The 21,208-nt window shown below is 56.0% G+C and carries 29 protein-coding genes and 1 tRNA gene; 18 read left to right on the top strand and 12 right to left on the bottom strand.

Annotation, left to right across the window (positions count from 1 at the left end):
• Window positions 1-59: 59 nt before the first annotated feature.
• A complete protein-coding gene (locus ACTIDN_RS00255; RefSeq protein WP_415507432.1) occupies window positions 60-908 on the bottom strand; it encodes an undecaprenyl-diphosphate phosphatase in 849 nt (282 codons plus the stop codon).
• 121 nt (window positions 909-1,029) lie between these two features.
• On the opposite strand from ACTIDN_RS00255, the gene ACTIDN_RS00250 reads away from it, so the two are divergent.
• Window positions 1,030-1,488, top strand: a complete 459-nt coding sequence (locus ACTIDN_RS00250) for an MlaD family protein (RefSeq protein WP_441375574.1) — start codon at window positions 1,030-1,032, stop codon at window positions 1,486-1,488.
• A 104-nt stretch (window positions 1,489-1,592) separates the two neighbouring features.
• Window positions 1,593-1,667: transfer RNA gene (locus ACTIDN_RS00245), tRNA-Met, on the top strand.
• A gap of 69 nt (window positions 1,668-1,736) precedes the next feature.
• Here ACTIDN_RS00245 and ACTIDN_RS00240 read toward each other — a convergent pair.
• From ACTIDN_RS00240 to ACTIDN_RS00220, 5 genes are all read right to left on the bottom strand, one after another.
• Complete coding sequence (locus ACTIDN_RS00240; protein WP_441375573.1) at window positions 1,737-2,876, bottom strand: tyrosine-type recombinase/integrase; 1,140 nt, start codon at window positions 2,874-2,876, stop codon at window positions 1,737-1,739.
• Complete coding sequence (locus ACTIDN_RS00235) at window positions 2,833-3,084, bottom strand: helix-turn-helix transcriptional regulator (RefSeq protein ID WP_441375572.1); 252 nt, start codon at window positions 3,082-3,084, stop codon at window positions 2,833-2,835. The genes ACTIDN_RS00240 and ACTIDN_RS00235 overlap by 44 nt, the downstream gene beginning before the upstream one ends.
• Window positions 3,085-3,553: 469 nt before the next feature.
• On the bottom strand, window positions 3,554-5,215 hold the full coding sequence (locus ACTIDN_RS00230) for a ParB N-terminal domain-containing protein (RefSeq protein ID WP_441375571.1): 1,662 nt from the start codon (window positions 5,213-5,215) through the stop codon (window positions 3,554-3,556).
• On the bottom strand, window positions 5,209-5,463 hold the full coding sequence (locus ACTIDN_RS00225; RefSeq protein WP_441375570.1) for a hypothetical protein: 255 nt from the start codon (window positions 5,461-5,463) through the stop codon (window positions 5,209-5,211). The genes ACTIDN_RS00230 and ACTIDN_RS00225 overlap by 7 nt, the downstream gene beginning before the upstream one ends.
• Window positions 5,444-5,710: a hypothetical protein gene (locus ACTIDN_RS00220; protein WP_441375569.1), complete on the bottom strand. Its 267-nt coding sequence runs from the start codon at window positions 5,708-5,710 to the stop codon at window positions 5,444-5,446. The genes ACTIDN_RS00225 and ACTIDN_RS00220 overlap by 20 nt, the downstream gene beginning before the upstream one ends.
• An 89-nt stretch (window positions 5,711-5,799) precedes the next feature.
• On the opposite strand from ACTIDN_RS00220, the gene ACTIDN_RS00215 reads away from it, so the two are divergent.
• A complete protein-coding gene (locus ACTIDN_RS00215) occupies window positions 5,800-6,012 on the top strand; it encodes a hypothetical protein (protein WP_441375568.1) in 213 nt (70 codons plus the stop codon).
• Window positions 6,013-6,111: 99 nt separating this feature from the next.
• Entirely contained in the window at window positions 6,112-6,399 is a 288-nt protein-coding gene (locus tag ACTIDN_RS00210; RefSeq protein WP_441375567.1) for a hypothetical protein, read from the top strand.
• Here the strand turns inward: ACTIDN_RS00210 and ACTIDN_RS00205 are convergent.
• The 5 genes from ACTIDN_RS00205 to ACTIDN_RS00185 form a co-directional block, all read right to left on the bottom strand.
• Entirely contained in the window at window positions 6,347-6,940 is a 594-nt protein-coding gene (locus ACTIDN_RS00205) for a hypothetical protein (protein WP_441375566.1), read from the bottom strand. The two genes, ACTIDN_RS00210 and ACTIDN_RS00205, sit on opposite strands and share 53 nt — an antisense overlap.
• The gene (locus ACTIDN_RS00200; RefSeq protein WP_441375565.1) at window positions 6,937-7,203 is read right to left on the bottom strand and encodes a hypothetical protein; all 267 of its coding nucleotides are present in this window, start codon (window positions 7,201-7,203) and stop codon (window positions 6,937-6,939) included. Before ACTIDN_RS00200 ends, ACTIDN_RS00205 begins: the two co-directional genes overlap by 4 nt.
• 114 nt (window positions 7,204-7,317) lie before the next feature.
• Entirely contained in the window at window positions 7,318-7,764 is a 447-nt protein-coding gene (locus ACTIDN_RS00195; protein ID WP_441375564.1) for a hypothetical protein, read from the bottom strand.
• On the bottom strand, window positions 7,761-8,267 hold the full coding sequence (locus ACTIDN_RS00190; RefSeq protein WP_441375563.1) for a helix-turn-helix domain-containing protein: 507 nt from the start codon (window positions 8,265-8,267) through the stop codon (window positions 7,761-7,763). Before ACTIDN_RS00190 ends, ACTIDN_RS00195 begins: the two co-directional genes overlap by 4 nt.
• Before the next feature lie 261 nt (window positions 8,268-8,528).
• Window positions 8,529-8,900, bottom strand: coding sequence for a hypothetical protein (locus ACTIDN_RS00185; RefSeq protein ID WP_441375562.1), 372 nt, complete (start codon window positions 8,898-8,900; stop codon window positions 8,529-8,531).
• A gap of 48 nt (window positions 8,901-8,948) precedes the next feature.
• On the opposite strand from ACTIDN_RS00185, the gene ACTIDN_RS00180 reads away from it, so the two are divergent.
• A complete protein-coding gene (locus ACTIDN_RS00180) occupies window positions 8,949-9,128 on the top strand; it encodes a hypothetical protein (RefSeq protein ID WP_441375561.1) in 180 nt (59 codons plus the stop codon).
• Window positions 9,129-9,136: 8 nt separating this feature from the next.
• On the opposite strand, the gene ACTIDN_RS00175 is transcribed toward ACTIDN_RS00180, so the two are convergent.
• Complete coding sequence (locus tag ACTIDN_RS00175) at window positions 9,137-9,277, bottom strand: hypothetical protein (RefSeq protein ID WP_441375560.1); 141 nt, start codon at window positions 9,275-9,277, stop codon at window positions 9,137-9,139.
• 44 nt (window positions 9,278-9,321) lie between these two features.
• Here ACTIDN_RS00175 and ACTIDN_RS00170 point away from each other — a divergent pair, with 44 nt between their 5' ends.
• The 13 genes from ACTIDN_RS00170 to ACTIDN_RS00110 all read left to right on the top strand — a co-directional run bounded on the left by ACTIDN_RS00170 (window position 9,322) and on the right by ACTIDN_RS00110 (window position 21,170).
• Window positions 9,322-9,744 (top strand): hypothetical protein, encoded by a 423-nt coding sequence (locus ACTIDN_RS00170; protein WP_441375559.1) that lies wholly within the window; start codon window positions 9,322-9,324, stop codon window positions 9,742-9,744.
• Complete coding sequence (locus ACTIDN_RS00165; RefSeq protein ID WP_441375558.1) at window positions 9,741-10,160, top strand: hypothetical protein; 420 nt, start codon at window positions 9,741-9,743, stop codon at window positions 10,158-10,160. The genes ACTIDN_RS00170 and ACTIDN_RS00165 overlap by 4 nt, the downstream gene beginning before the upstream one ends.
• A 542-nt stretch (window positions 10,161-10,702) precedes the next feature.
• Window positions 10,703-10,993, top strand: a complete 291-nt coding sequence (locus ACTIDN_RS00160; protein ID WP_441375557.1) for a hypothetical protein — start codon at window positions 10,703-10,705, stop codon at window positions 10,991-10,993.
• Window positions 10,990-11,208, top strand: coding sequence for a hypothetical protein (locus tag ACTIDN_RS00155; RefSeq protein ID WP_441375556.1), 219 nt, complete (start codon window positions 10,990-10,992; stop codon window positions 11,206-11,208). Before ACTIDN_RS00160 ends, ACTIDN_RS00155 begins: the two co-directional genes overlap by 4 nt.
• Window positions 11,209-11,210: 2 nt before the next feature.
• Complete coding sequence (locus ACTIDN_RS00150) at window positions 11,211-12,233, top strand: DUF7146 domain-containing protein (protein WP_441375555.1); 1,023 nt, start codon at window positions 11,211-11,213, stop codon at window positions 12,231-12,233.
• On the top strand, window positions 12,217-14,091 hold the full coding sequence (locus tag ACTIDN_RS00145) for an ATP-binding protein (protein ID WP_441375554.1): 1,875 nt from the start codon (window positions 12,217-12,219) through the stop codon (window positions 14,089-14,091). The genes ACTIDN_RS00150 and ACTIDN_RS00145 overlap by 17 nt, the downstream gene beginning before the upstream one ends.
• A 277-nt stretch (window positions 14,092-14,368) precedes the next feature.
• Entirely contained in the window at window positions 14,369-14,671 is a 303-nt protein-coding gene (locus ACTIDN_RS00140; protein ID WP_441375553.1) for an HNH endonuclease, read from the top strand.
• Window positions 14,671-15,309, top strand: a complete 639-nt coding sequence (locus ACTIDN_RS00135) for a hypothetical protein (protein WP_441375552.1) — start codon at window positions 14,671-14,673, stop codon at window positions 15,307-15,309. The genes ACTIDN_RS00140 and ACTIDN_RS00135 overlap by 1 nt, the downstream gene beginning before the upstream one ends.
• 23 nt (window positions 15,310-15,332) lie before the next feature.
• Entirely contained in the window at window positions 15,333-15,908 is a 576-nt protein-coding gene (locus ACTIDN_RS00130) for a phage terminase small subunit P27 family (RefSeq protein WP_441375551.1), read from the top strand.
• Window positions 15,908-17,545, top strand: a complete 1,638-nt coding sequence (locus ACTIDN_RS00125; protein ID WP_441375550.1) for a terminase large subunit — start codon at window positions 15,908-15,910, stop codon at window positions 17,543-17,545. Before ACTIDN_RS00130 ends, ACTIDN_RS00125 begins: the two co-directional genes overlap by 1 nt.
• Before the next feature lie 5 nt (window positions 17,546-17,550).
• A complete protein-coding gene (locus tag ACTIDN_RS00120; RefSeq protein ID WP_441375549.1) occupies window positions 17,551-18,876 on the top strand; it encodes a phage portal protein in 1,326 nt (441 codons plus the stop codon).
• 3 nt (window positions 18,877-18,879) lie between these two features.
• Entirely contained in the window at window positions 18,880-19,578 is a 699-nt protein-coding gene (locus tag ACTIDN_RS00115; RefSeq protein ID WP_441375548.1) for an HK97 family phage prohead protease, read from the top strand.
• A 41-nt stretch (window positions 19,579-19,619) separates the two neighbouring features.
• Window positions 19,620-21,170 carry a phage major capsid protein gene (locus tag ACTIDN_RS00110; protein ID WP_441375547.1) on the top strand — a complete coding sequence of 517 codons (1,551 nt, stop codon included), beginning with the start codon at window positions 19,620-19,622 and terminating at the stop codon, window positions 21,168-21,170.
• Window positions 21,171-21,208 lie beyond the last annotated feature (38 nt).

Genomic DNA, 21,208 nt, shown 5'->3' with positions numbered 1-21,208 from the left:
TATAACTTCAAGCAGATAAGCCGCCACATAACCCATGACGGTACGAAAATACTTCGAATTTAGAGTGCGAAATGAAGTAGGATAAGCGATACAACCCCCGCACCCATGCAATAATACGCAAAGGGTGACAGTGCCCATTTATCGTGGTTCCGGAAATACCGCATGAGAAAGGCCGTGCTGGCCAGCGCAACAACACCGGACACGACTGCACCTACTATTGCCAAGTGTAGTTCTCCGGGTGCCATCGGCACAGTGCGCATTTTGTAGGCTGATTTCACCGTTGCGGCCAGAATAACAGGCTCGGCCATAAGAAAAGAGAACCGAGCAGCCGTTTCGCTTTGTAAGCCACGCAGCAGACCAGCGCATATAGTCGCACCAGATCGGGACAAACCGGGGAAAAACGCAACACACTGGAAAGCGCCGATAATAAGAGCGTCTGCTATCGTCATATCAGCTACTGTGGCCACCCCTCTCCGTGGACTGGTAGCGCGCAGCTTTTCAACAAGCAGAAGCATCAGGCCATTCAGGAACAGGAAAATCGCGACTGGCGTTGCAGACCCGAAGAAGTCACGAATCATGTGCTCGAACAGAAGGCCAATGAGAACAGCCGGAATGGTGGCAACAACAAGCAGAAAAAGAATATACAGACTTTCCGCCTGAATACGCGGCCCCAACACCCCAACGGCACCTTTAAAGAGGGCTAGCCAGTCTTTCCAGAAGAAGACCAACAGGGCGACGGATGTGCCCAGGTGCAACATGACCAGAAAAGGTAGAAACGAGAGGCTATGCAGGTCGTAAGACCAATGCAGCAAAGCTGGCACCAAAACAGCGTGCCCTAAACTGCTGACGGGAAACAACTCCGTCGCACCCTGTAAAACAGCTATAAAAATCGCCTGAAAAAAAGACATACTCACCATACCCAAGATCTGGCCAGACCAAGCCTGTCCTTGCACCAAGAGCCGGTATGCTGCAAGCATTCATCCACACTTAAGGCACAACACACCGCCTGAATACGGAGAAGACGCAGTTATGATAACCCGAGGCCGCGCAGGCGCCATTCTCTTTAGCTGTGCCGTTCTGGCAGGAACATGCGCGTTTGGCCTGTATGCAAAAACAACACTCTCTGCTCCAGGTCGTGCCCAATATGACCTTGCCGCACGCTTTGTCTCAGCCAATGGTCTTGCACGCGGTGCCGATGTGAATTTGGCCGGCGTAACTGTTGGCAGAGTAGCATCCACCACGCTTGATCCGGTTTCACAAATGGCCATTGTCAAGTTCAGCGTAAATGCAGACCTTACCCTTCCGGAAGACAGCGTGTTGACCATTGGCAGCAGCACCCTGTCAGCAGACAATGCCCTACAAATTGAACCCGGCACGTCCAAAAAACATCTGGCAGCGGGCACACTCATTACGCACACAATAGAGCCCTCCAGCCTAGAGCAGCAGGTCAGCAATTATATTTTTGGCGGTGGAACTTTGGAGCAGTAGGAAAAGCTAGCATTTTCTACTGCATCTCTATTTTTGTAACAAAAAATGTGCGTAGCGCCTTGACGCCCTGTCCCGGTCGGGGTAGATCAGCCCCACCGAACGATGGCGGCGTAGCTCAGCGGTAGAGCAGGGGAATCATAATCCCTTGGTCGGCGGTTCAAATCCGTCCGCCGCTACCATCATCTTTAATGTTGATATCATTAAAGAAGTTCGGTCTTTTCCACACTCTCCACAAAGTTATATCAGGGTCAGTTTGGCACCCGGTTTTTCCCCGGTTTGGCATTCTCCTCTTTTTCCCGGTAGCGAGCCATCTTGTCAGCCGCGCTTCTGGCTCGTGTTTTCTGGCTCGCTTCACGCACGTATCGGCTCACCATTGCTGAGCTTGTGTGGCCAGTGATTGACATAATTTCACGCTCTGAGTAGCCTGCTTCAGCCAGCCATTTTGCTGCTGTGGTTCTCAGTCCGTGTGTGACAAGTCCCACTAATCCGGCCGCCCGTATTTGATCCCCCATCTCATGCCGGAAATGATCGATCTTCCACGGCTGGCCGTCTGTCCTTGTCAGTATTGTGGGTGCAAGCGTGCGGGGCATTGTGTCTAGCAGTTGACGCGCTCTGGCATGGAGCGGTACCCAGACGCGGGCTTTTGTCTTGCTCTGAGTGATATATATGCCCTCGCCATCATAATCAGCCCAGGTCATCTTTATCAGGTCTTGTCCACGCTGCCCGGTGGCTAGGGCCAGAATTACGGCCGCCTTCACATCTTCTGTTGTCGTGGCGGCGTTGAGCATCTGATCAAGCTCCGTGTCGGTCCATGCTCGATAACCGCCGTCTGTTTTTAACTTCGGCACACGAAGCGCTGGATTGTCCGGCCGCCATTCACGATTGACCGCCCAGCTCAGCAAAATGGAGAGCACGGTGATCATCCGGTTGGCCCTGCGCGGGGTTTTTATTGGGGCATCACCCTCTTTTTCTGCTGGCTTGGTGGCGTAGTGGTCGCGTAGCCAGAACACAAATTTGCGGGGCATGTCAGACACAGACAGATGACCGTATTCCGAGGCAAGCGGATCCAGCGCTTTGTGATAATCGACCTTCGTTGCGGGTGCTGTCCCTGAATATTCGGGCGATGAGCGATAGGCTATAATCAGGGCAGCAAGGGAGCCTGGCGCAATGCTGGGTCGCTCCTTGTCTTTTATCTCTGCCTTCTCGGCCGCGTTGTGAAGGCGGGTATACTCAGCGAGAAACTGCGCGTCTCCGGGTGTGCCTTTAATGCGCTGCCTTACCCCTTCCCGCCTGTAATAATAGTAGGTCTTTCCCTTGGCTGTTGTGGAATCAACATAGGGCAGATCAATGCGTGCCATTTCGCCCCATGATTTCTTCATACGGGTCATACTTATTAGCCAGAGCAGCTGGCAGAATTCCGGCCCGTGCGTTGAGCCATGCATCCAGATGCTCACGGAGCCAGATCTGTCTGCCTGGTGTGATCTTCACCGGTGGCACATCCGGCATGACATGGGTGCGGAATGACCCAACTGACAGCCCTACATAATGGGCGGCCTGCTCTTCCTTTAGCCCGCGTGGGATCCATGCTTCTGTCATGGCGCGCCTCCTGTAGTGCTTATTTTTCTGACAAGGTCAGCAAGGAACCTCTTTGTGTTTCCTGCTTTTCGGGCTCGCGCTTCCTTGCGGCAAAGTGCCGCGAGATACTCAATCGTGCATGCCGCACTCTCTAGCTGATCTTCAGGGAGGGATTCCTTGATGCATAATGCCTCCATCCAGTCTCGGGTAAGGGCTTCAGCTGCTTCTTGTCTCTTTTTACTCGGCGGAAGTTCCTCAGTTTTGTAATTCCATGACAGACCTTCGGGCTCGGGGGCTGGTACATATGTCGGTCGCGGCGGCGGTAGGCCTCTAGCCATTTTCTGTTTCTCCCCATTTTATGCGGTTTGGTCAGTGTTGGTCAGTTTGGTCAGTCATCAATTACTGACCAAACTGACCTTCTTATTTTTTGGCGGAAATCTGCGATTTTTTGTGCGTCAAGGCGAAATGGCCGGAATAGCCGGAAATTAGGTCAGGAATTCATTCCCGGCCTTTTCGGCCATATAGTCTTCCCCTCTGATTTCGGTGCCCACGGCTGTGTGCTGGGGCCGGGTGCGCCTGAGTGGGTTGGCGTCCAGTGTGGTAGGCGGCCGCATAACCACCGGCGCAGGTCAGCCACTTTGCTGGGCATGTCTTGCAGGTCTTCTATGGCCACGTTATTTTGCGCCACGGTTTGCAGTGTGCGGCCGCCTACGCAGGCCAGAAACTCTGGAGTATCCAGTTCTGGCATCAGGTCATCTGCTTTTATGAGCGCGCCTATCCATTCCGGCCGGTTGTAATGCTCGGCGGAAAGGTGGGTGCTGTTCTGGCGGTGTGCCGGCGTGATTGAGAGGCTGCGGGCAAGTGCCTCACCTATCATCTGTGCCAGAGTTTCAGGTTCAGGCGCTATTATGGTGCCGTCTGGTGCGACTATGGCTGCCAGAATGTCCTTATTTGTGTGGCTGCCTGCGGTGTACGCAATAAGAAGCGCAAGCGTAGCCTTTTCCGGCGTCAGGCGCAGCGGGCTGCGTAATGCTGCATGCAATGCCGTGTTGCGGGCTTCTGCCAGCATATCCTGCCCTGCCTTGGTAATCTGGCAGGCGTCTTCAGGCAGGCTTTCCGGGAGTTCTGGCGCTGTGGCTTCCTCACTTTCCATCATGTCATCTGTTGCATGGATGGGTGCATTTGTTGCGCCGGCAGTCTTTTTTTGTGTTGAGGCAACTGGTTTGATAACAACCGTTACCACCCGGCCTGCGTCATTCCAGTCATTGGCGGGGGCAATAGCATAGGCCCGCTTGAACTTGCCGCGTGGTGAGAGGGCTTCTTTGCGCTCAACATAGATCCAGCCGGTAGGCAGTTTGGGCAGTTGGGCGGTGCGGCTGTAGTCCAGCATGATTGCTGGCTCGTTTGCAGCCTGAATGGCGTCCTGCACCGCAACGGCCTGCGCTTTCATGAAGCCTGCAATGTCTGCTGTGGTAAACTGCTCAGGCGAGCCCGGCTCTGCAAACAGGTCTTCTTCAAATACCACGCCAGCGGTAGCGACATCAAACCACGCACGTTCCTGCGGTATGCGGTGTGCCGTGCACTCAGCGGCAATGGATGCCCATGAGATAGAGTCCCCCGCGTATTGGTGGCGCTCAAAGGCCGTGACCTGCTGCTCGGGCGGGGCGGCGGCTATAGTGCCAAGCGTGCGCCATTTTGGCATGGCTTTGCCGCGCATGGCCTCCAGCAGATCAGGCGCAATACGGCTGAGGATATGCATTTGCTCAATATGCCGATCCGTCATGCCCAGGGCAGCACCAGCAGACTGTAGCGAATAGCCGCCCTCTATCAGGCTGGCGATGTGCTGCCACAGGTCAACGGGGTCTACTGGTTTGCGCACCACGTTTTCGGCCGCCTGGGCAAGTTCGCTCTCAAGCTCGCCCATCAGCGTTACCTCAGCGGGTATTTCTTGCAGGCCTGCCAGCCGCGCCGCTGCCAGCCGCCTGTATCCTGCAATTAAAATATAGCCGCCTGCTGGTGCGGGCCTTACCAGCACGGGTTGCAGCACACCCAATGCCTGAATGCTGGCCGCAAGTGCGCTATCAGCATCGTCCTGCGGGCCAGCATGGCGCATGTTGCCGTTTTCATGGATGTCTGACAGGGATATCAGCATGGGCGCACCCAGTCACTGGCATGCGCTGGCGGGGCTGGTTGCCACACGGAAAGCAGCACTTCTTCCAACCGCTCCCGGATAGCCTCAGCATCGTGCGTGCAGCGCCGTGCGCCGTGCATGTTGCCTGCGCGGCTTTGCTGTACGGCGCATCGTTCAAGGGCTGCGGCCTGACCGTGCAGGGCTACGGCTACAAGCTTCTGCTTTTCTGGCAGCTTGGCGTAAAGCGTTTCAATGTGCGTTGGTAACATTGGGGGTCCCTTTGTTGTGCGGGAAGTGCAGCGGCACAGCCAGGGCACGTTTTGGGGCTTCGTTAATAAGTGCGCGGGCTATGCCCATGGCCTGTTGGGCAAGGTCTGGCGCGCCGTTTGCGTTGTGGTGGTCTGCCAATTCCCGGTAGGCATCGGCTGCTATCAGCAGGGCATCAGATGAAAACCGGGGCACACGCAGGAGCAGTTGCGCTGGGGTGCGGTGACAGCGGGGTAGCTGGCGTTTCATGGGGTAGCGCTCATGGGGCCATGAGCCTTGACGAAAGATGTAGGCAGCCTCATCTTTCGGTTAGGCTTTGTTAATACAAGGAAAGCACCATGAGCAAAAAGCACGACCCGATTATTCATGCGGCCATTATTCAGGCCGCTGCTACGCTGACCGCCTCTTATTATGCAGCTAAGAAACCCTTGAAAGAATCCGTTTTCGACAGTGCCCCTACTGAGGCCGATCTCGGAAATCAATTTGCCCGCATGTTGGAGCAGGTTGAGACGCGCTTTGATAATCACATTCGTCGGCACAACGACGGCTGATTTTTCTGAGATTAGTAACCTGCTGGCAGGAGCGCCATTGCGTGCGCCCCTGCTCTCTTCCATCATGCTGCCCATAGCAGACTCGATGGAAGCCTTTGCATGACAGAGAAATTTGACCCCGTTATTGAGGCCGCTCTTATTCAGGCTGCGGCTGCGCTGGCGGTAGAGGCCAGTGGCCTTGCAGAGCGCAACCTGCGCGCCAAGTCGAATATGGCTGGCCCGCATGGGCTGCCCATTATTGACCAGACGGCAGACCGTGCTGACCCCTTGCAGAATGTCGTGTCCGTATTCCGCAATGCTCTGGTCGAAGTGCGGGAAGAATATAGGGAGCATCTCAAGGCCCCCCGTCTTTCGGCTTACCCGAAGACCCCTGAGCCTCGCTTATAGTATTAAGCGACCCCACTATGCTTTCCACTATCTCGCACCGCTCTTTTAAATGAGCTGCTGCTGCGTCAACGCAGAAATCCACAGTTACCTCTTCGGGGTAACGTATGCCGGATACTGATTTTGTGATGGTGGCTTGCTTGGGAAAGCTCTGCCTGAGCCATGTGTCGTTGCCGCCGAATAGGCTCAGTAAAGTATGCCTGTTTTCGATGTCTCGGCTTGTTAAGGTGCGCTCGTTACCTGCTGCATCCCTGAACGAATAGCCTTCTATCTTGCCGGTTTCTGCACATTCCACCGTGCCCAAGCACCGCACCGGGCATGTCGTCTGGTCTGGCTCCGGATAGGTTTGCTCTTCCGTTGGGGTGGCAGGCATATCTGGCTGCGGTATGGCTGGCAATTGCTCCCACCCGTCTTCGGGCAGGCCCATGATGATGGTCCAGATGGTGCCGTCATTGCAGAGGGTTACAAGGCTGCCATTGTCAGAATCAAGCGCGATCTGCACGGGCTGGCGGTGCGGCAGGGCCGGTGTATTTGGGCGGCTCATTGGCCACCTGCGTTGGGCTGATCTTGCTGCAGAAGCAGGGCAACTTGACCAAAGCCGTTCTCTTGCAAGAGTCTGACCGCTTTGGCCACCTCGTCTTCTCTGTGAAGCTTGATAGTAGAAGCGTGCAGATCTGTGGCTTTATCGACTAATCGCGCAGCACGAACGCGCTTGTCTAATACACTAATGTCGGGTGCCAGCACATCTGCCAGCGCACGCACGCATTCAGTGACCGCTGCCTGATAATCAATGTTAATGTCGGCCATGACGGCCCTCCATCATTGGTGATGGAGGGATGTTGCTTATTGCAACATGAAGCGTCAAGAGAAAATGTTGCAATAAGCAACATGCTCTCGAAGTGAAAACCTATCAGATAGGTCTTACGGGATACGGAAAGTTCCTTTTTTATCAATTACTCGGCCAATTCCGAGTTCGGATTCTTTAACGTCTGGACCCGCAAGGTTTTCGCCATTTTCGCCCAGTTGCCTTTGGACTGCCTTGTTTTCCTGAAATTGGGCAGCGGGAGATGTTATTAAATATAGATAATCGTTGGGCGGCATTTCACCGTCAGGAGCAGAAAATGGGCCAGCGTGAACATGATGATTTTTAACTATAAAAAATCCACCATCGGAAAACCCGCCTTGAACAGGCTGAACATCTACCGAAATTTGCATTCCTTCAGGTAGATTTGTATCTATATCTATTATTGGATTATTTTTACCACTTACAGATATATTCATATATTCTTGTGGAAGTGCTTTTGCATAAACCAAATTAGAATAGGTCAAAAAAAAGAGCACCGCGGCGCCCTTGGTTATGATTTTCATGAATCCCTCTTAGGCGAAGTTCGTGTCATTATTAGCTGTAAATGCAAATCTGCTTCATGTTCCGGAAGCTCTCTAAATGCTTGAAGCAATAGAGATTCTTTCGGTGTCATCGGCTCGACCAAGCACCGCTCGCCGACGCCATTGGCAAGCCAATCAACCGACACATTGAAATAACGTGCTATAGCCAACAGTAGATCCCTTCCTGGCTTAGCTCGTCCGCGCTCTATATTAGTCAGGTGCGTTCGAGCTGTTCCAACTGCTTCCGCCAGTACAGCTTGATCTAACCGCGACTGTTCGCGCAATGTTCTTATTCGTGTGCCGATGGTTTGTGGGTCGCTCATAAGAAGCATTCTGGACTTCTCAAAAAAAGCGGGGATGGTTTTTGCAACATATCGCTTGACCCTCAATGTTGTTTTTTGCAACATAAGTGTATGGAAACGAAAGCCATCATTCAGAAAGCGGGCGGCGTCGTAAAAATCGCCAAGACGCTTGGTCTCAACCATTCCACTGTCTGTGGGTGGAAGCGCGTGCCGCCGCGGCACACTGTTGGCGTTGCAGAAATGGCTGGCCTTCTCCCCCACCAAATCAGGCCTGACGTTTTCCCTGCCCCTACCCAAAAAGAAGGAGAGGCTGCGTGAGCATTTCCCCCACAAGAGTATCTGAACAATGGTTTGCTGATGCTGACTCCAGCATCAGTGTATGCATTGCTCCCGTTGTAATGGAGCACCCCCGTCTTTGCTCCATTACCTTGCAGCCTTTGCCAGCTACTGCTTTGTCTGATCTGGATCGTGAATTGCAACGGCAAGTTTCTGCTGGAAGGCGCGTGCGTCCTCTATGGAAACGTGCCCTCGTATCCACCCTAGGCCGCTTACGCCTACGCCGACCGAAACCCCTCCTTGATCTGACACTTCAGGCCACAGGTTCAGACGCAGGCCTTTTGTGCTCGAAATCGTCACAGCTTCTGCTTGGGGGTCAGCGGGCAGGGTCTCAGGTTCCATGAGGTCCCGTGCGGCAATTAGCCCGGCTATGAGCCGGGTTACGTCATGTGCAGTCAGCTGTGCGTGCTCTGCCCCGACATCAATTCTGACCGTGTTGTCATCGAGCATGCGTAGTCTGAACTCTGAATGTTCAGTCATATCCGAGAAGTCCTTTCTTAATACTTCACTAAATAAAGGAGAGGCCGCGTGAGCCCCGAAGAACTGCGTGATCCTGTTTACTTGCGGGCGTGGTGTATCGACCAGACCACTATGGTTGTTGGCCGGGAGAACATTTCTGCCGAGCTTGTCCTTGGCATTGCTCACATGCTGGAGACTGCCATGCAGGACGTCATTCAGCGTTTTCCTCTGGCACCGTCAAAGCCATGACGCGCCATTCACCCACCGACGTGCTTCTTGTCCCGTTTTGCACGCGCAAGCTTGGCTTTCAGCTCTGTGATCTCCTTATTCGCGGTGCGCAGTTCCTCCTTAAGTGCCGTCACCTGGGCTTGAAGGTCTGCCATCTCGCTTGTGGTCATAGGTCATCCTTTCTGAATTTTTACATGTGTGAAGGAGAGGCCGCGTGAGCGAACTCTGCATTCAGGCCGCCCTTGTTGCGCTGCCTGTTTTCAAGGCGGAGGCCATTGCACGTGCGTGGGTTCTGGCCGGGCTTGTCACAGCAACGGTCGGTGCAGACACTGTGCTGCTGACTAACCCTGATGCGCCTTGGCGCAACGATATAGACGGTCTTGTGGTCGGCAAGGCGGCTCCATTTATTCGTTTCATCACGGTAGACACCCCCGCGGCTCGTGCGCGGCGTCAAAACTACCAGCCGCTCAAACCCACGCCTGCCATGCAGAAGTTCATGCTGGGCGAAATCCTCCCTCAAGATATCAGTTCGGGCGACTCTGGGTGGATAGCTGATGAGCTATATCAGCCGCTGTTTTCCGCCCCATTAACAGAGTGCCTGCCAGTTTCTCTGCCTGATCAGGTGTCAAAATCATGAAGCTTTCTGACGTCCTCCCTCCATATGAGCCGCAGGATATAGCTGTGGCACAATTAGCTATTGCCCTGCGGTCCGTGCGCGATACGGCGCTGCGATCACGGGCCATCTTGGCCGTCGCAGCAGATGAATTGGCAGAATGCGAGCAGGTTGTTGCTGCTGCTGCGGCTACAGAGCAGGAGCTTTTGTCTGCCATTCGTAAGCTCAGCCCAGCTGATGCCGATATTCTGGCGAAAGCCCCAGTTGGTGAGCTCAAGCCTTTGGGTGAAGGTTTGCGGTTTCGGCTGGCACATAGCGAGGAAGTTAAGCTCATCACCCATGGCCGGAGGATGATGGGCTACCCAAAGCCTTCGCCGCCTGTGTCAGCAATCGCTGGGCCTGTCACTACGCAGGAACTCAAGGAGTTCCGTGGCGAATGACTCCGCCCCTGCATTTGCCTTCACCCCCGCGCGGTCATCGTTATGGTATATGCCGTCCAGGGTTTTTATCAGGACAGCCTTGGCCTCTGGCTGCAAGTGCGCCTTCGCGGCCGCGGCTAGCGCGTAGGCAACCTGCGTTATCCCGCTCACATCGGTTCGCAGTTCGCGCGTGTCGGCCTCCAGCCGCTTTAGTCTTTCTTCTACGGTCACAAGAATCCTCCATGGTTGTGTGTGGTAGCCGCATGGTGGGTGTAGTGGGCCGGGGTAGCAATACCCCGGCCTGCACGGTGGTTATGTAATGCGTGGCGGCATGCGCCATATCAGCGTCGTGCTGCCAGTGGTCTTTATGGACCTGCTGGAGGCATGGGCAGCCTGCCCCAGCTGCCCTGCCTCCGCTTTTGTCCCTACTGTTGTTCCTCCTTCTGCCCAAAACCTCAACTGTTCCAACAGGTGTGACACTGGCAGAAAGGACGCCCAAGATGTTGGGTATTTCACCCAAGAACGCGGGTATTTTACCCAAGGAAGAGAAAAGGGCTTGCCGCATGTCGGGTAGCACTCTCTCTGACCAGTTCCAGAATGCAATTTCGGCAGAGGTTGAAGCCCGCCGTGCGCGGGGCTTAAAGGCCGCTTTCTCTGAGGTTGCCCGTCTATTTGGCTTAACCGAGCGCCGTGTGCGGGCCTGCTGGCACCATGAAATACGGCGTGTTTCTGCTGATGAATTTGAGGCTGTACGCGCACGGCGGCGTGCCTTGCTTGTGCAGCGGCATGAGCAGCTGGAGCGTGAAATGGCAGTGCTGGCCGCAGCACTGGATGCTGAGGGGCTTACCCAATGAGCAGCTTTTGCATCGTGTCTGTCTGCATAAGCGGTAGTGCTGGTGTGGGCGGTGTTATTCTTCTCGTTTCTGCCCGTGCACGGTTTGAATGCCGCGTGTTGTTGGTGCGCGTTATGCAAGTGCGTATTGCCGCTGATAACCGGCGTGTACGGCGCATTATGGCCCGTAACGCCCGCAGGCAGGCAAAGGTAGCCCGCTGGATGGAGGGGCTGTGAGCATGGCTGCAAACCTGCCAGATGCCCGTGAGGTCTCCCGCATGTTGGCATGTAACATGGAGGCTCTGGCTGCCCAGTTGCTGCCGGGTGGCCGCCGCAATGGTGCTGAGTGGGTGTGTGGTTCTGTCGTCGGTGAGCCCGGCGGCTCTATGGCAGTTCATCTGCATGGTGCAAAGGCTGGCCGCTGGGGTGATTTTGCTACTGGTGAGACGGGGGATGCGCTGGATCTGGTCGCCGCCGTTCTCACGCGTGGCAATGCATCGGAAGCGTACCGCTGGGCTGTCAATTATCTGGGGCTGCGCAATATGGGCGCCGTTGCGACCCGCCGTGCCGAAGTTGTGCAAAAGCAGCAGGCTGAGCCAGCGGAAAGTGATGAAAAACGGCAAAAAGCAGCCCTTGGCATGTGGCTGGGGGCGCAGCCTGATGTCAGGGGCACCCCGGTAGAGGCATACCTTGCGGCCCGTGGTATTAATCTCTCTGCTCTTGCTGCTGTGCCCCGCGCTTTGCGCTTTGCGCCGGAGCATTACTGCCACGAGGTCAAGCGCCGGCTGCCTGCCATGCTGGCGGCTATTACATCGCTCGATGGGGTGCATATTGCCACCCACCAGACATGGCTGGCGTGTGATGGCGGCGTGTGGCGTAAAGCGCCATTGCAAGCGCCAAAGAAGATCCGTGGTTCTTTTCTTGGGGGCGCTATCCGCCTCCAGCGCGGCGCTTCTGGAAAAACCTTAAAAGATTCTCCGGCCGGTGAAGTGATAGCGATAGGTGAAGGCATTGAGACGTGCCTTTCCGTTGCCCTCGCCTGCCCGGAAATACGGGTGCTGGCGGCAGCCAGCCTCGGCAACATGGCCAGCGTGCAGTTACCCGCGCAAGCGCAGAGCATAACGCTGCTGGCTGATAACGATACCAACCCCCAGGCACAGCGTGGTTTGCGCCGGGCGGTTGATGCGCACATGGCCGCTGGGCGCGCGGTAGGCGTGGCCCGGTCTCCCAAAGGTAAGGATTTTAATGATGCCTACGCATGATGTTGTGCAGGACGTCCGCGCCGCTGTTCTTAACCCGGACCGACAGTTCCAGGTGATTGATGGCGGCAAGGGTGGCGGTGGTGAACCGCCTGAAAGTAATATGTCCGATGCGCCTTGCCCTGTATCTGCCCTGGGGCATCTGGACGGAACATATTATGTGCTGGATAGCGTAGGCCAGCTCCGTGCATTGACTGCCCGGCAAATTGGAAACCGCCATGACCTTGTCGGGCTGTTTGGCGGAAGCGATGTCTGGCTGAAAGACAATTTCCCCAAAAAGGCGCAGTGCAAAATAAAGGGGCCAGACGGGCAGGATACTACGGAAGAGCGCGTAGTTGACTTCCGCATCAATTCCGTAGCCGCATTCTTGCAGGCGGAGTGCACACAAGCCGGATTGTTTGGGGATCATATCATGATCCGTCGCCCCGGCATCTGGGCAGAGCGTGAAGGCTTGCCGGTTGTGCACTGCGGTGACCAGGTGCTGATAGGTGACAGGCTGGTGCCAGCCGGGACACGCACAGGCAATCAGGTTTGGGCTGCGGCTCCACCATCTGCGCGGCCGGGCGCACCCTGCGGACCAGACGTTGGGCAGTTGTTGCAGACCCAATTGCAGGAATACTGGAATTACCGCCTGCCCGGTGGCGCTATCATGGCCATAGGCCTGTTGTGCTGCGGCTATTACGGGGCCGCAATTTCGTGGCGTCCGGCCGGGTTTCTCATTGGTGGAGCAGGGTCTGGTAAGACCTCTTTGCTCAATGTGCTCAAGGCGGCATCACCTATGCATTATTATACCAATGACACATCCAAAGCCGGGCTTGAGCAATCAATCGATGGCCGCGCCATGGCATCATTTATTGATGAGGCATCAGACCGGGAAGACCAGCGCGGTGCCCGTGCCCTGCTAGACCTTGTGCTTTCCGCATCTGGTGGCGAGGGGACGCGTGGTAGCCGTGGTGGTGCCGATGGCAAGGCCCGCAAGATTGAGGTGACCGGGTCAATCATCATGTCTTCTATCTCCCCGCCAGACATGAAGGCGCAGCATCTCGGCCGCTTTACAATTATTGACCTGATGCGCGCTGATGAAGGAGCGGATTACAGCACTGAGCATAAAGACCTGAAGCAGTGGGCGCATGATAACGGATCCGCACTGTGGGGCCGGGCACTGTCCAGCATGGCCCGCTACCGGGAAGCCGTAGCGGTATTTCGTAAGGCCCTCTCGGCAATGGGGTGTGCCCCGCGTGAAATGGACCAGCTCGGCGCATTACTGGCAGGCTGGCATGTTCTCACAGCAGACGGTGTGCCGAACGACCATCAAGCAAAGAATGGCGTCGAGGCCGTAAAGGACTTCATCCGGGACCGTGAGGATGTGATCTCTCAGGACGCCCCAATGCAGATGGTGAGCCACCTGCTCTCCATTACAGTTCAGGTGCAGCGCTCTACTAACCGCAAGAGCATTGGTGAGCTGATTAAGCGCGTGCTCACTAATAATGCTGCCGTGACCTCCCATGAACCAGATTTTGACCCTGAAATCGGCCGCAATGCTGCTCAAGAGGTGCTGTCACAGCACGGTATTCGCGTAATCCGAAAAGATGAACCAAAGGACAAGAGGGGGCGTGAAGCGCCGCGTGCTGCCGATGGCAATGGTATGTGGTTCGCACCTAACAACACCATGCTTAAGGACCTGTTCGCCGGAACGCCCTTTGAGGGCAATCGATGGGTATTTGAAATGATGCGGCTGGAGAGTGCGAGGCGCAACGCCAAGGCCATACGTGTGGGGCAAACGCCTCCAGCGAAATGTATTTGGGTCTCAGCAGAAGAACTAGGCTTTGAAGAGGATGATGATGATGCTAAGAATGCCTGACAACGTCTGCAATTTCTCCGCCTTTGTAACCTCATGTAACCGGCGTGTAACTAGAGAATGTAGCAAAATCAACGTTGTAACCATGTAACCACTGTAACCGCGTTTTTCTCTCTATAGAGAAAATGTGGTCTCCTGCGTCTTATTGCACCCAAAACAGCGGTTACATTGGTTACTAAGTTACTTAACTATATAAGATATTGATATATATAGTTATTTTATGTAACTCAGTTTGTAACCGCTTGTAACCGAGTAAATCTCAGTCACTAGCGAGCTTGCCATGTCCTCAGTTCCAACATTCCAGCCTTTTGCCGGTACTCCTGCTGCGGCCAAGCCCCGGCGTGGTTCTGCGGCGTCCCGTGGCTATGGGCGGCGCTGGCAGAAGGCTCGCAGGCAGTTCCTGCTGGAGAACCCAATCTGCCAGTGCGGTGACCCTGCCTGCCAGCGTCCTGCTACTGAGGTCGATCACATCCAGCCCCATCGTGGCGACTATGACCTGTTCTGGAGTGAGGCGAACTGGCAGGCTCTCACCAAGGAATGCCACAGCCGCAAAACAGTCAGTGAAGGCAGAAAGGTCTACTGATGGCCAGCGTCTCTCATGTTGGCCATGAGCGTGGCCCCTTTGCTGTCTGGCGGCGTCCTGTGGGCCAGCGTTTCATCACCCGCTGGGGCGATTGCTCACGCATTGCTGGTGCCTGTGGTGTCACAACGCAGGCTGTCAGCCAGTGGAAGCGTGTCCCCGAGCGGCACGTCCGTGCTGTAGCCGCCCTGCTCGGCACAACCCCGGAGCGTTTGCGCCCTGATCTAGCGGAGAAGCATCTCATGACATCCACAGACATGAACCCATCAGATGCCGCTGCGGCGCTGGCCCGGCGTGATGAAAGCATCAGTCAGGCAGTAAATGAGCTGGAGGACTTGCACCTCGCTACCGAGAAGGCAGTGGCAAACCTGCACCTCGCTCGCTCTCACCAAGCCGAGGCCAGTCTTGCCTATGAGAGAGCTCGTGCCAGCCTGCGCCGCGCCCGGTCTTCAGAGGCGCGCGCTCGCCGTCGGATGCGCGAAGCGGGTCTGCCTGTTCCTAGCTTTGCCTCTGATCTTGCCGGACCGGATGACCTCCCCTCCCCCACATCCTCGACCGTAGGGATAGGGGGGGTAAAATCTGTGGGGGCTTCAAGTGTAGACCGCCCCATCCCTTTCCGCGCATCGCCGCGAAATTCCTGAAACTTTTTTTTGGAGATAAAATCATGGTCCGTGGACGTACTCCCAACTCGCCTGAATTAAACGAGGCCAGAGGTAACCCCGGAAAACGGCCAAAAAAAGAGCGCGTTCTGGATCTCTCTCCCATCGCTGGCATTGATGCCCCCAAACACATGCGCGCGAATGCTCGGAAATATTGGGCTGATGTTGCGGGGTATATTACTGATAGCCGGATCGTCCGAGTGTCTGATCGGAATATGCTGGCGCGCTACTGTGAGACGCTGGCCGACTATGTGAAGGTCACGGGCTCTCTAGGTAAGCAGGGGCACGTATATTGGACGGAAAGCGCACATGGAAAAATGCAGCGCATCAGCCCGTTCTTTCTTGTGCAGGAACGCTTGGTGAAGCGATTGCAGGATATGGAAGACCGCCTCGGGCTGAACCCCGCGTCACGGCAACAGATCCTGCTGCGTATGGCCGCGAACAACGCCCAGCCAACCCTCGCGCTCACGCAGCCCAATAATGACGATACCTCAGCTGATGCTGTGGCTGCCCCTGGCACTCCTCCGCTTTCTTCTGACCCTCTGGATTTCTTTGCTCCAGCGGCTGATACCCGGCACTGATGGCGGAGTCCCTTCCCATTCCAGCCATGCCGGCCGGCGCTGAGAAATTCGGTGCATGGTTTGATGAGGATGCGGCTCTACGTGCCTGCGCATTCTTCCCTGCCATGCTGCGGCACACAGAGGGAGAGTGGGCTGGAAAGCCCTTCCATCTCATGGACTGGCAGCGGGATGAACTCATCCGCCCTCTCTTCGGCTGGAAGCGAGCAGACGGTACCCGCCTCTTCCGGCGCGCCTGGATAGAAATCCCCCGTAAAAACGGCAAGACGGAAATTGCAGCCGGGATATCCCTTCTCTTGATGTTTATTGACCGAGAAATGGGTGGCCAAGGCTACTCCATGGCGGTCGATAAAGATCAGGCAAAAATTGTCTTCAACAAAGCAGCCACCATGGCAGCCATGAACCCAGGGCTTTCCAACCGTCTGGAACTGCTCAAGGGGGCAATCTACTGCCCTGCGCTCAATGCATCATTCAAGCCGCTATCGGCTGGCCCTCAAGGAAAGCACGGCCTGAGCCCAACTTTCGCCATAGGCGATGAGGTGCATGAATGGCGCGATGGTGAACTGGCGGATGTTGTTCACAAGGGGACAGCAGCTCGCAGACAGCCCCTTGAGATTTACATCACAACGGCTGGTATCAAGGGTGTGGGCTACGCTGCCGAGCAGCATGATCTGGCGCTCGAAATCCTTGCCGGTGATGTCATAGACCCCACTATTCTGGTCGTGATTTTTGCAGCGAACGAAAATGACGACTGGACGAAGGAAGAGACCTGGCGCAAGGCCAACCCAAACTATGGCATTTCAGTCAAACCAGATTACATGCGTGAAGAGGCGGAAAAAGCCGCCCGCTCGCCCCGCGCAGAAAACGACTTCCGGCGCTTCCACCTCAACCAGTGGACGGAACAGATTACCCGCTGGATCCCCGTTGCAGATTGGAAAGCATCAGCTGGCTCCATCAGTTGGAAAGACCTCCCCGCTTATGTCGCAGGTCGGCGCTGTTTTGGGGGGATCGATCTCTCGCAAGCGCGGGACTGGAGCGCCCTGTGTTGGTGCTTCCCGCCGCCTGACGACCAGCCAGAGGGTGAATATATCTTCACATGGCGCTTCTGGCTTCCTGATCAGTCACTTTTCAATGAGCCAGCGGGCCGCCGCGCTCGGTACCAATCCTATGTCGATGCCGGCGCTCTCACGCTTATGCCGGGTAATATAGTCGATAACGAATATATCCGTGCTCAGGTCAACGCCGATGCTGAGATTTATAATCCCGAGTGGATCGGCATTGATCCCTTTAATATGGGCGATATGCCCAACCGCATGCGTGACACAGACGGCTTACCCATAGAGTTTTTCCGGCAGGGCTACCTCTCCATGTCGCCAGCCAGCAAGGGGTTCGAGCGCCTTGTGCTTGGCCACAAGATGCAGCACGGCAATCACCCTGTCGCCTCCTGGATGGCCCGCAATATTTCCGTCACAACAGACCCGGCCGGAAACATAAAACCTGATAAATCGGCGGAAACTGGTGCCTCGGGCAAGATCGACGGCATTGTGGCAGCCATCATGGCCTACGGTGGCGCAACCCTCAAACCACCGGAAAGACCGGTTGGTGTCCAGAACGTCAATGGTATCCTCATAATCGGGTGATCAGCATGCCCCCAGCCCATCTTCGGCGTGAACCCACGCTCTCATTCCCTGCCCGTCAGCCTGCTGCTGCCCAGCAAAAAGACATTGGTACCACCACGCTCCCCTCGCTCGGTATGTTCGCCGCTTTCGGGGGATACCCTGCCAGCACTGGTACGCCTGTAACGCCCTTCACAGCGTTGCAGGCGTCTGCCGTTTACGCCTGCGTCAATTGTATTTCCCAAGATATCGGCAAGCTGGAACTCACCCTGCGGCGCAAGCTGCCCGGTGGACGGGGCTATGTCGGTGTGCATGATCACCCGTTGCTCAAGCTGCTGCGTAAGCCCAACAACTGGCAGACCTCCAACCAGTTCTGGCGCTACATGATTACCTCGCTCAAGCTGCGGGGGAATGCGTATGCGGCCATTTTGCGCAACTGGGGTGGGGATCCGGTAGCCCTTATCCCTTTGTCGCCAGACATCACCACGCCGGTCGTCAGTGATACAGGCCGCGTCTATTACCGCTTTTCGCACCCGGCTATCGGGCAGGGCCAACTCTGGTATCAGGAAAATATCCTGCACCTGCGCGATACGATGGTCGATGGCGGCTATATCGGCCTGTCCCCCATCGCTTATGCTCAGGATGTCATGGGCGTCGCCATTGCTGCCCAGCGCCACGCCGCCATTCTTTTCCGGCAGGGCAACCAGTCTGGTGGTGTGCTTTCAACAGACAAACCTCTCGGGCCTGAGGCTGCGGTGCAGATCGCCAACGAAGTGGCGAAACACTATCAGGGCGTCGAAAACTCTTCCAAGCCAATGGTGCTCGGTAGCGGCATGAAATACGAGCGCATGACTTTAACGTCTGAAGAAGCGCAGTTTCTGGAGTCGCGCAAATTCTCCGTCGAGGAAATCTGCCGTATTTTCCGCGTTCCCCCACACAAGGCACAACACCCGGTAGGCGGCACATTCTCTGATATCGAGAGCGAAGAGCAGGCCTATATCAACGATACACTCCAGCCCATCGCCACAGAAGCGGAGCAAGTCGGCACAGACCGGCTCCTGTTTCAAGATGACATAGATGCAGGCCTCCAGCTCTATTTCGATTTTGCCAGCCTGCTGCGCGGCAACATGAAGGCCCGGTATGAAGGCTACAGTATCGGCACCCAGACTGGCATTCTCTCTGTCAACGAAGTCCGCGCCAAAGAAGGCCTTGCTCCGATTGAAGGAGGCGATATCCACCGCTTCCCGCTCAACACGGGCGACATTACGCCACCTCCCCCGCCAGCTACCGGCGCACCCGGTAATACCGCTCCGGAAGTCACGCCAGAAACAGCCCCCGCACCAGAGGATAACTGAGCCATGCGTATCGTCTCTCCCGCTCGCTTTGCCAAGATGGCGTGGGATGTCCGCAAGCGCGGGGCCTCATCCCGTCTTGATGATGTCATCGTCAAGCAGACCTTCATTTCAAAAGAGCCTGTGGCCCTTGATGGCTCAGGGGAAGCGTCCAGACAGCTCCGTTACGTCATCACCACAGATGCCATCGACCGTATGCAGGATAAAATTGCCCCCGATGGCTGGGATCTAACCTCATACCTGCAAAATCCCGTGGTGCTTTGGGGCCATAACCATGACCTGGTCATCGGAAAGGCTGTAAGCGTCGTGCGGGAAAGCAACGGGCTTAGCGCCACCGTAGAATTCCAGCCGTCTAACATGCCTATTGTGGGGCCATGGGCAGATTATGCCTACCGCTCCGGCCTATCTGGCTTCGTGCGCGCCACAAGCGTTGGCTTTTACCCCAAAGAATGGGAATTCACAGACGACGATGACCGTGGGGCAGATGATTGGTTTCCCGGCATAGACTTTAAGCGGCAGGAATTGACTGAGTTCTCCATCGTGAGCGTCCCCGCCAACCCTGAAGCCCTGCTTTTGCCCGATATCATCGCCTCCCCGCCGCAAAACCTTGATAATCCTCCAAATGCCGGGAAAGCAGCCGCACTGTCGCAAGCACGGGCGCATCTCCATGCTACGCGGGCGAGAGGTTTTGTGCCCCTGCCCTAACTTTCCAGCATTGTGGCAGGGCGCTTGCTAAAGGAAGCACCATGCTACGCCCCGTTAATCTCGAATCCCTCAAAGAACTCCGCCGCCAGCGCAAGAAATTCGCTGATGATTACCGCTCCGGCGTTGCCCGGCTTGAAGAGCGCGCTGCAAAGCGCGTCAAAGCCGCAGAAGACGGTAACCCTGTCCCTCCTGATGTCGCTACTCAAGAAGACAAGGACGATCTCGCAACGCTGGAAAGCTGCCAGTCTGCCATTTCTGACCTCGATGCCCGTATCAGTCGGGTAGAGGAGGTCCTCAATCTGGACGCCTCAGAGGCAGGAGGTGGAGATCCTGAACCGGACAATCAGCAGGAAATGGGCGCACGCGGTGCAACAACGCGTTCAGTCACTGGCCCCGTTTTCAAGCGCACGCTCAAGGCTGGTGACCAGTTCATTCACTATATGCTGACGGTTGGCCACGCCAAGAAGTTCGGTTTTGAAAGCGCCCTGAGCTATGCCCAGAAAAGTCTGGGCAATAATGACGTGGTCAAAGCTCTGGCGGCCGGTGGCCAGACAACTGGCGGCGCTTTGGTGCCCCAGCAGTTTGTTGCTGACCTGATTGAACTTCTGCGCGCCGCAACAGTCGTCCGCCGTGCTGGGGTGCGTACCATCGATATGGCCACGGGTAACCTGACCATTCCGCGCCTCGCTGGCGGCGCTACGTCTGGCTACGGTAACGAGCTGGATGACATCGGTGTTAGTCAGGAACAGTTTGACGATGTCCAGTTTAACGCCAAAAAGCTGACAACACTTGTCCCTGTTTCCAATGACCTTATCCGCCGTGCCGCCATGTCGGTCGATGGCATCGTGCGTGATGACCTGATTGAATCAGCATCCCGGCGCGAAGATCTGGCGTTTCTGCTCGGAGCCGGTAGCGTCAAAGACCCTATCGGGCTGCTCAACATGGGTGGGGCTGTCGTTGCCGGCGGAGCTGCCACGTTGCAGGGAGCCAGCGGGACACTGAATGCCCTTGAGCTTACACTCAAAAATGGCAACAGCCGCATGATTGACCCCTGCTGGATTTTCCATCCGGCAGTTGAGATGTTCCTTAAAAGCCTGACCGATCAGGTTGGCCACTACTTCTTCCGTGAGGAAATGGATGCTGGCAAGTTGAATGGCTATCCCTTCTTCACCACAACCCAATTGCCCACCAACCTTCAGGCTGATGGCAAAGGGACGTATATTTTCTTCGTCGATATGGCCGATATCCTCATCGGAGATGCCTACACAGCGGATATCGAAGTTTCTTACGAGGGTGCTTACAAGGGAGAAGACGGTGAAATGGTCAGCGCGTTCCAGCGTGACCAGACCCTGTTCCGTATCATCCGTGAGCACGACATTCAGGCCCGTCATATCCAGTCCATTGCCATTGCCGACGTAGACGCGTGGATACCGGGTGGCTGGGCCGGCATGTCCAGTGGCGCGCCGTTTACCACCCAGCCACTCAATACGTCCGGATCCGCAGCCCAGAGTGCAAACCCGACCAAGCCCGCCGCTGGCGGCACAACGTCTGGCGGAACTTCCAGTGCTACGGGCGGCACAACTGGTAAATAACTCCCACCCTGCGGGCGGCTTACGCCGCCCTTACTAGG

Origin of the sequence: Acetobacter sp., assembly GCF_052102375.1 — a bacterium.
Classification (GTDB): Bacteria; Pseudomonadota; Alphaproteobacteria; order Acetobacterales; family Acetobacteraceae; genus Acetobacter.
The sequence above is the reverse complement of the archived record's forward strand: the minus strand, read 5'-3'. Positions and strand labels throughout refer to the sequence as shown.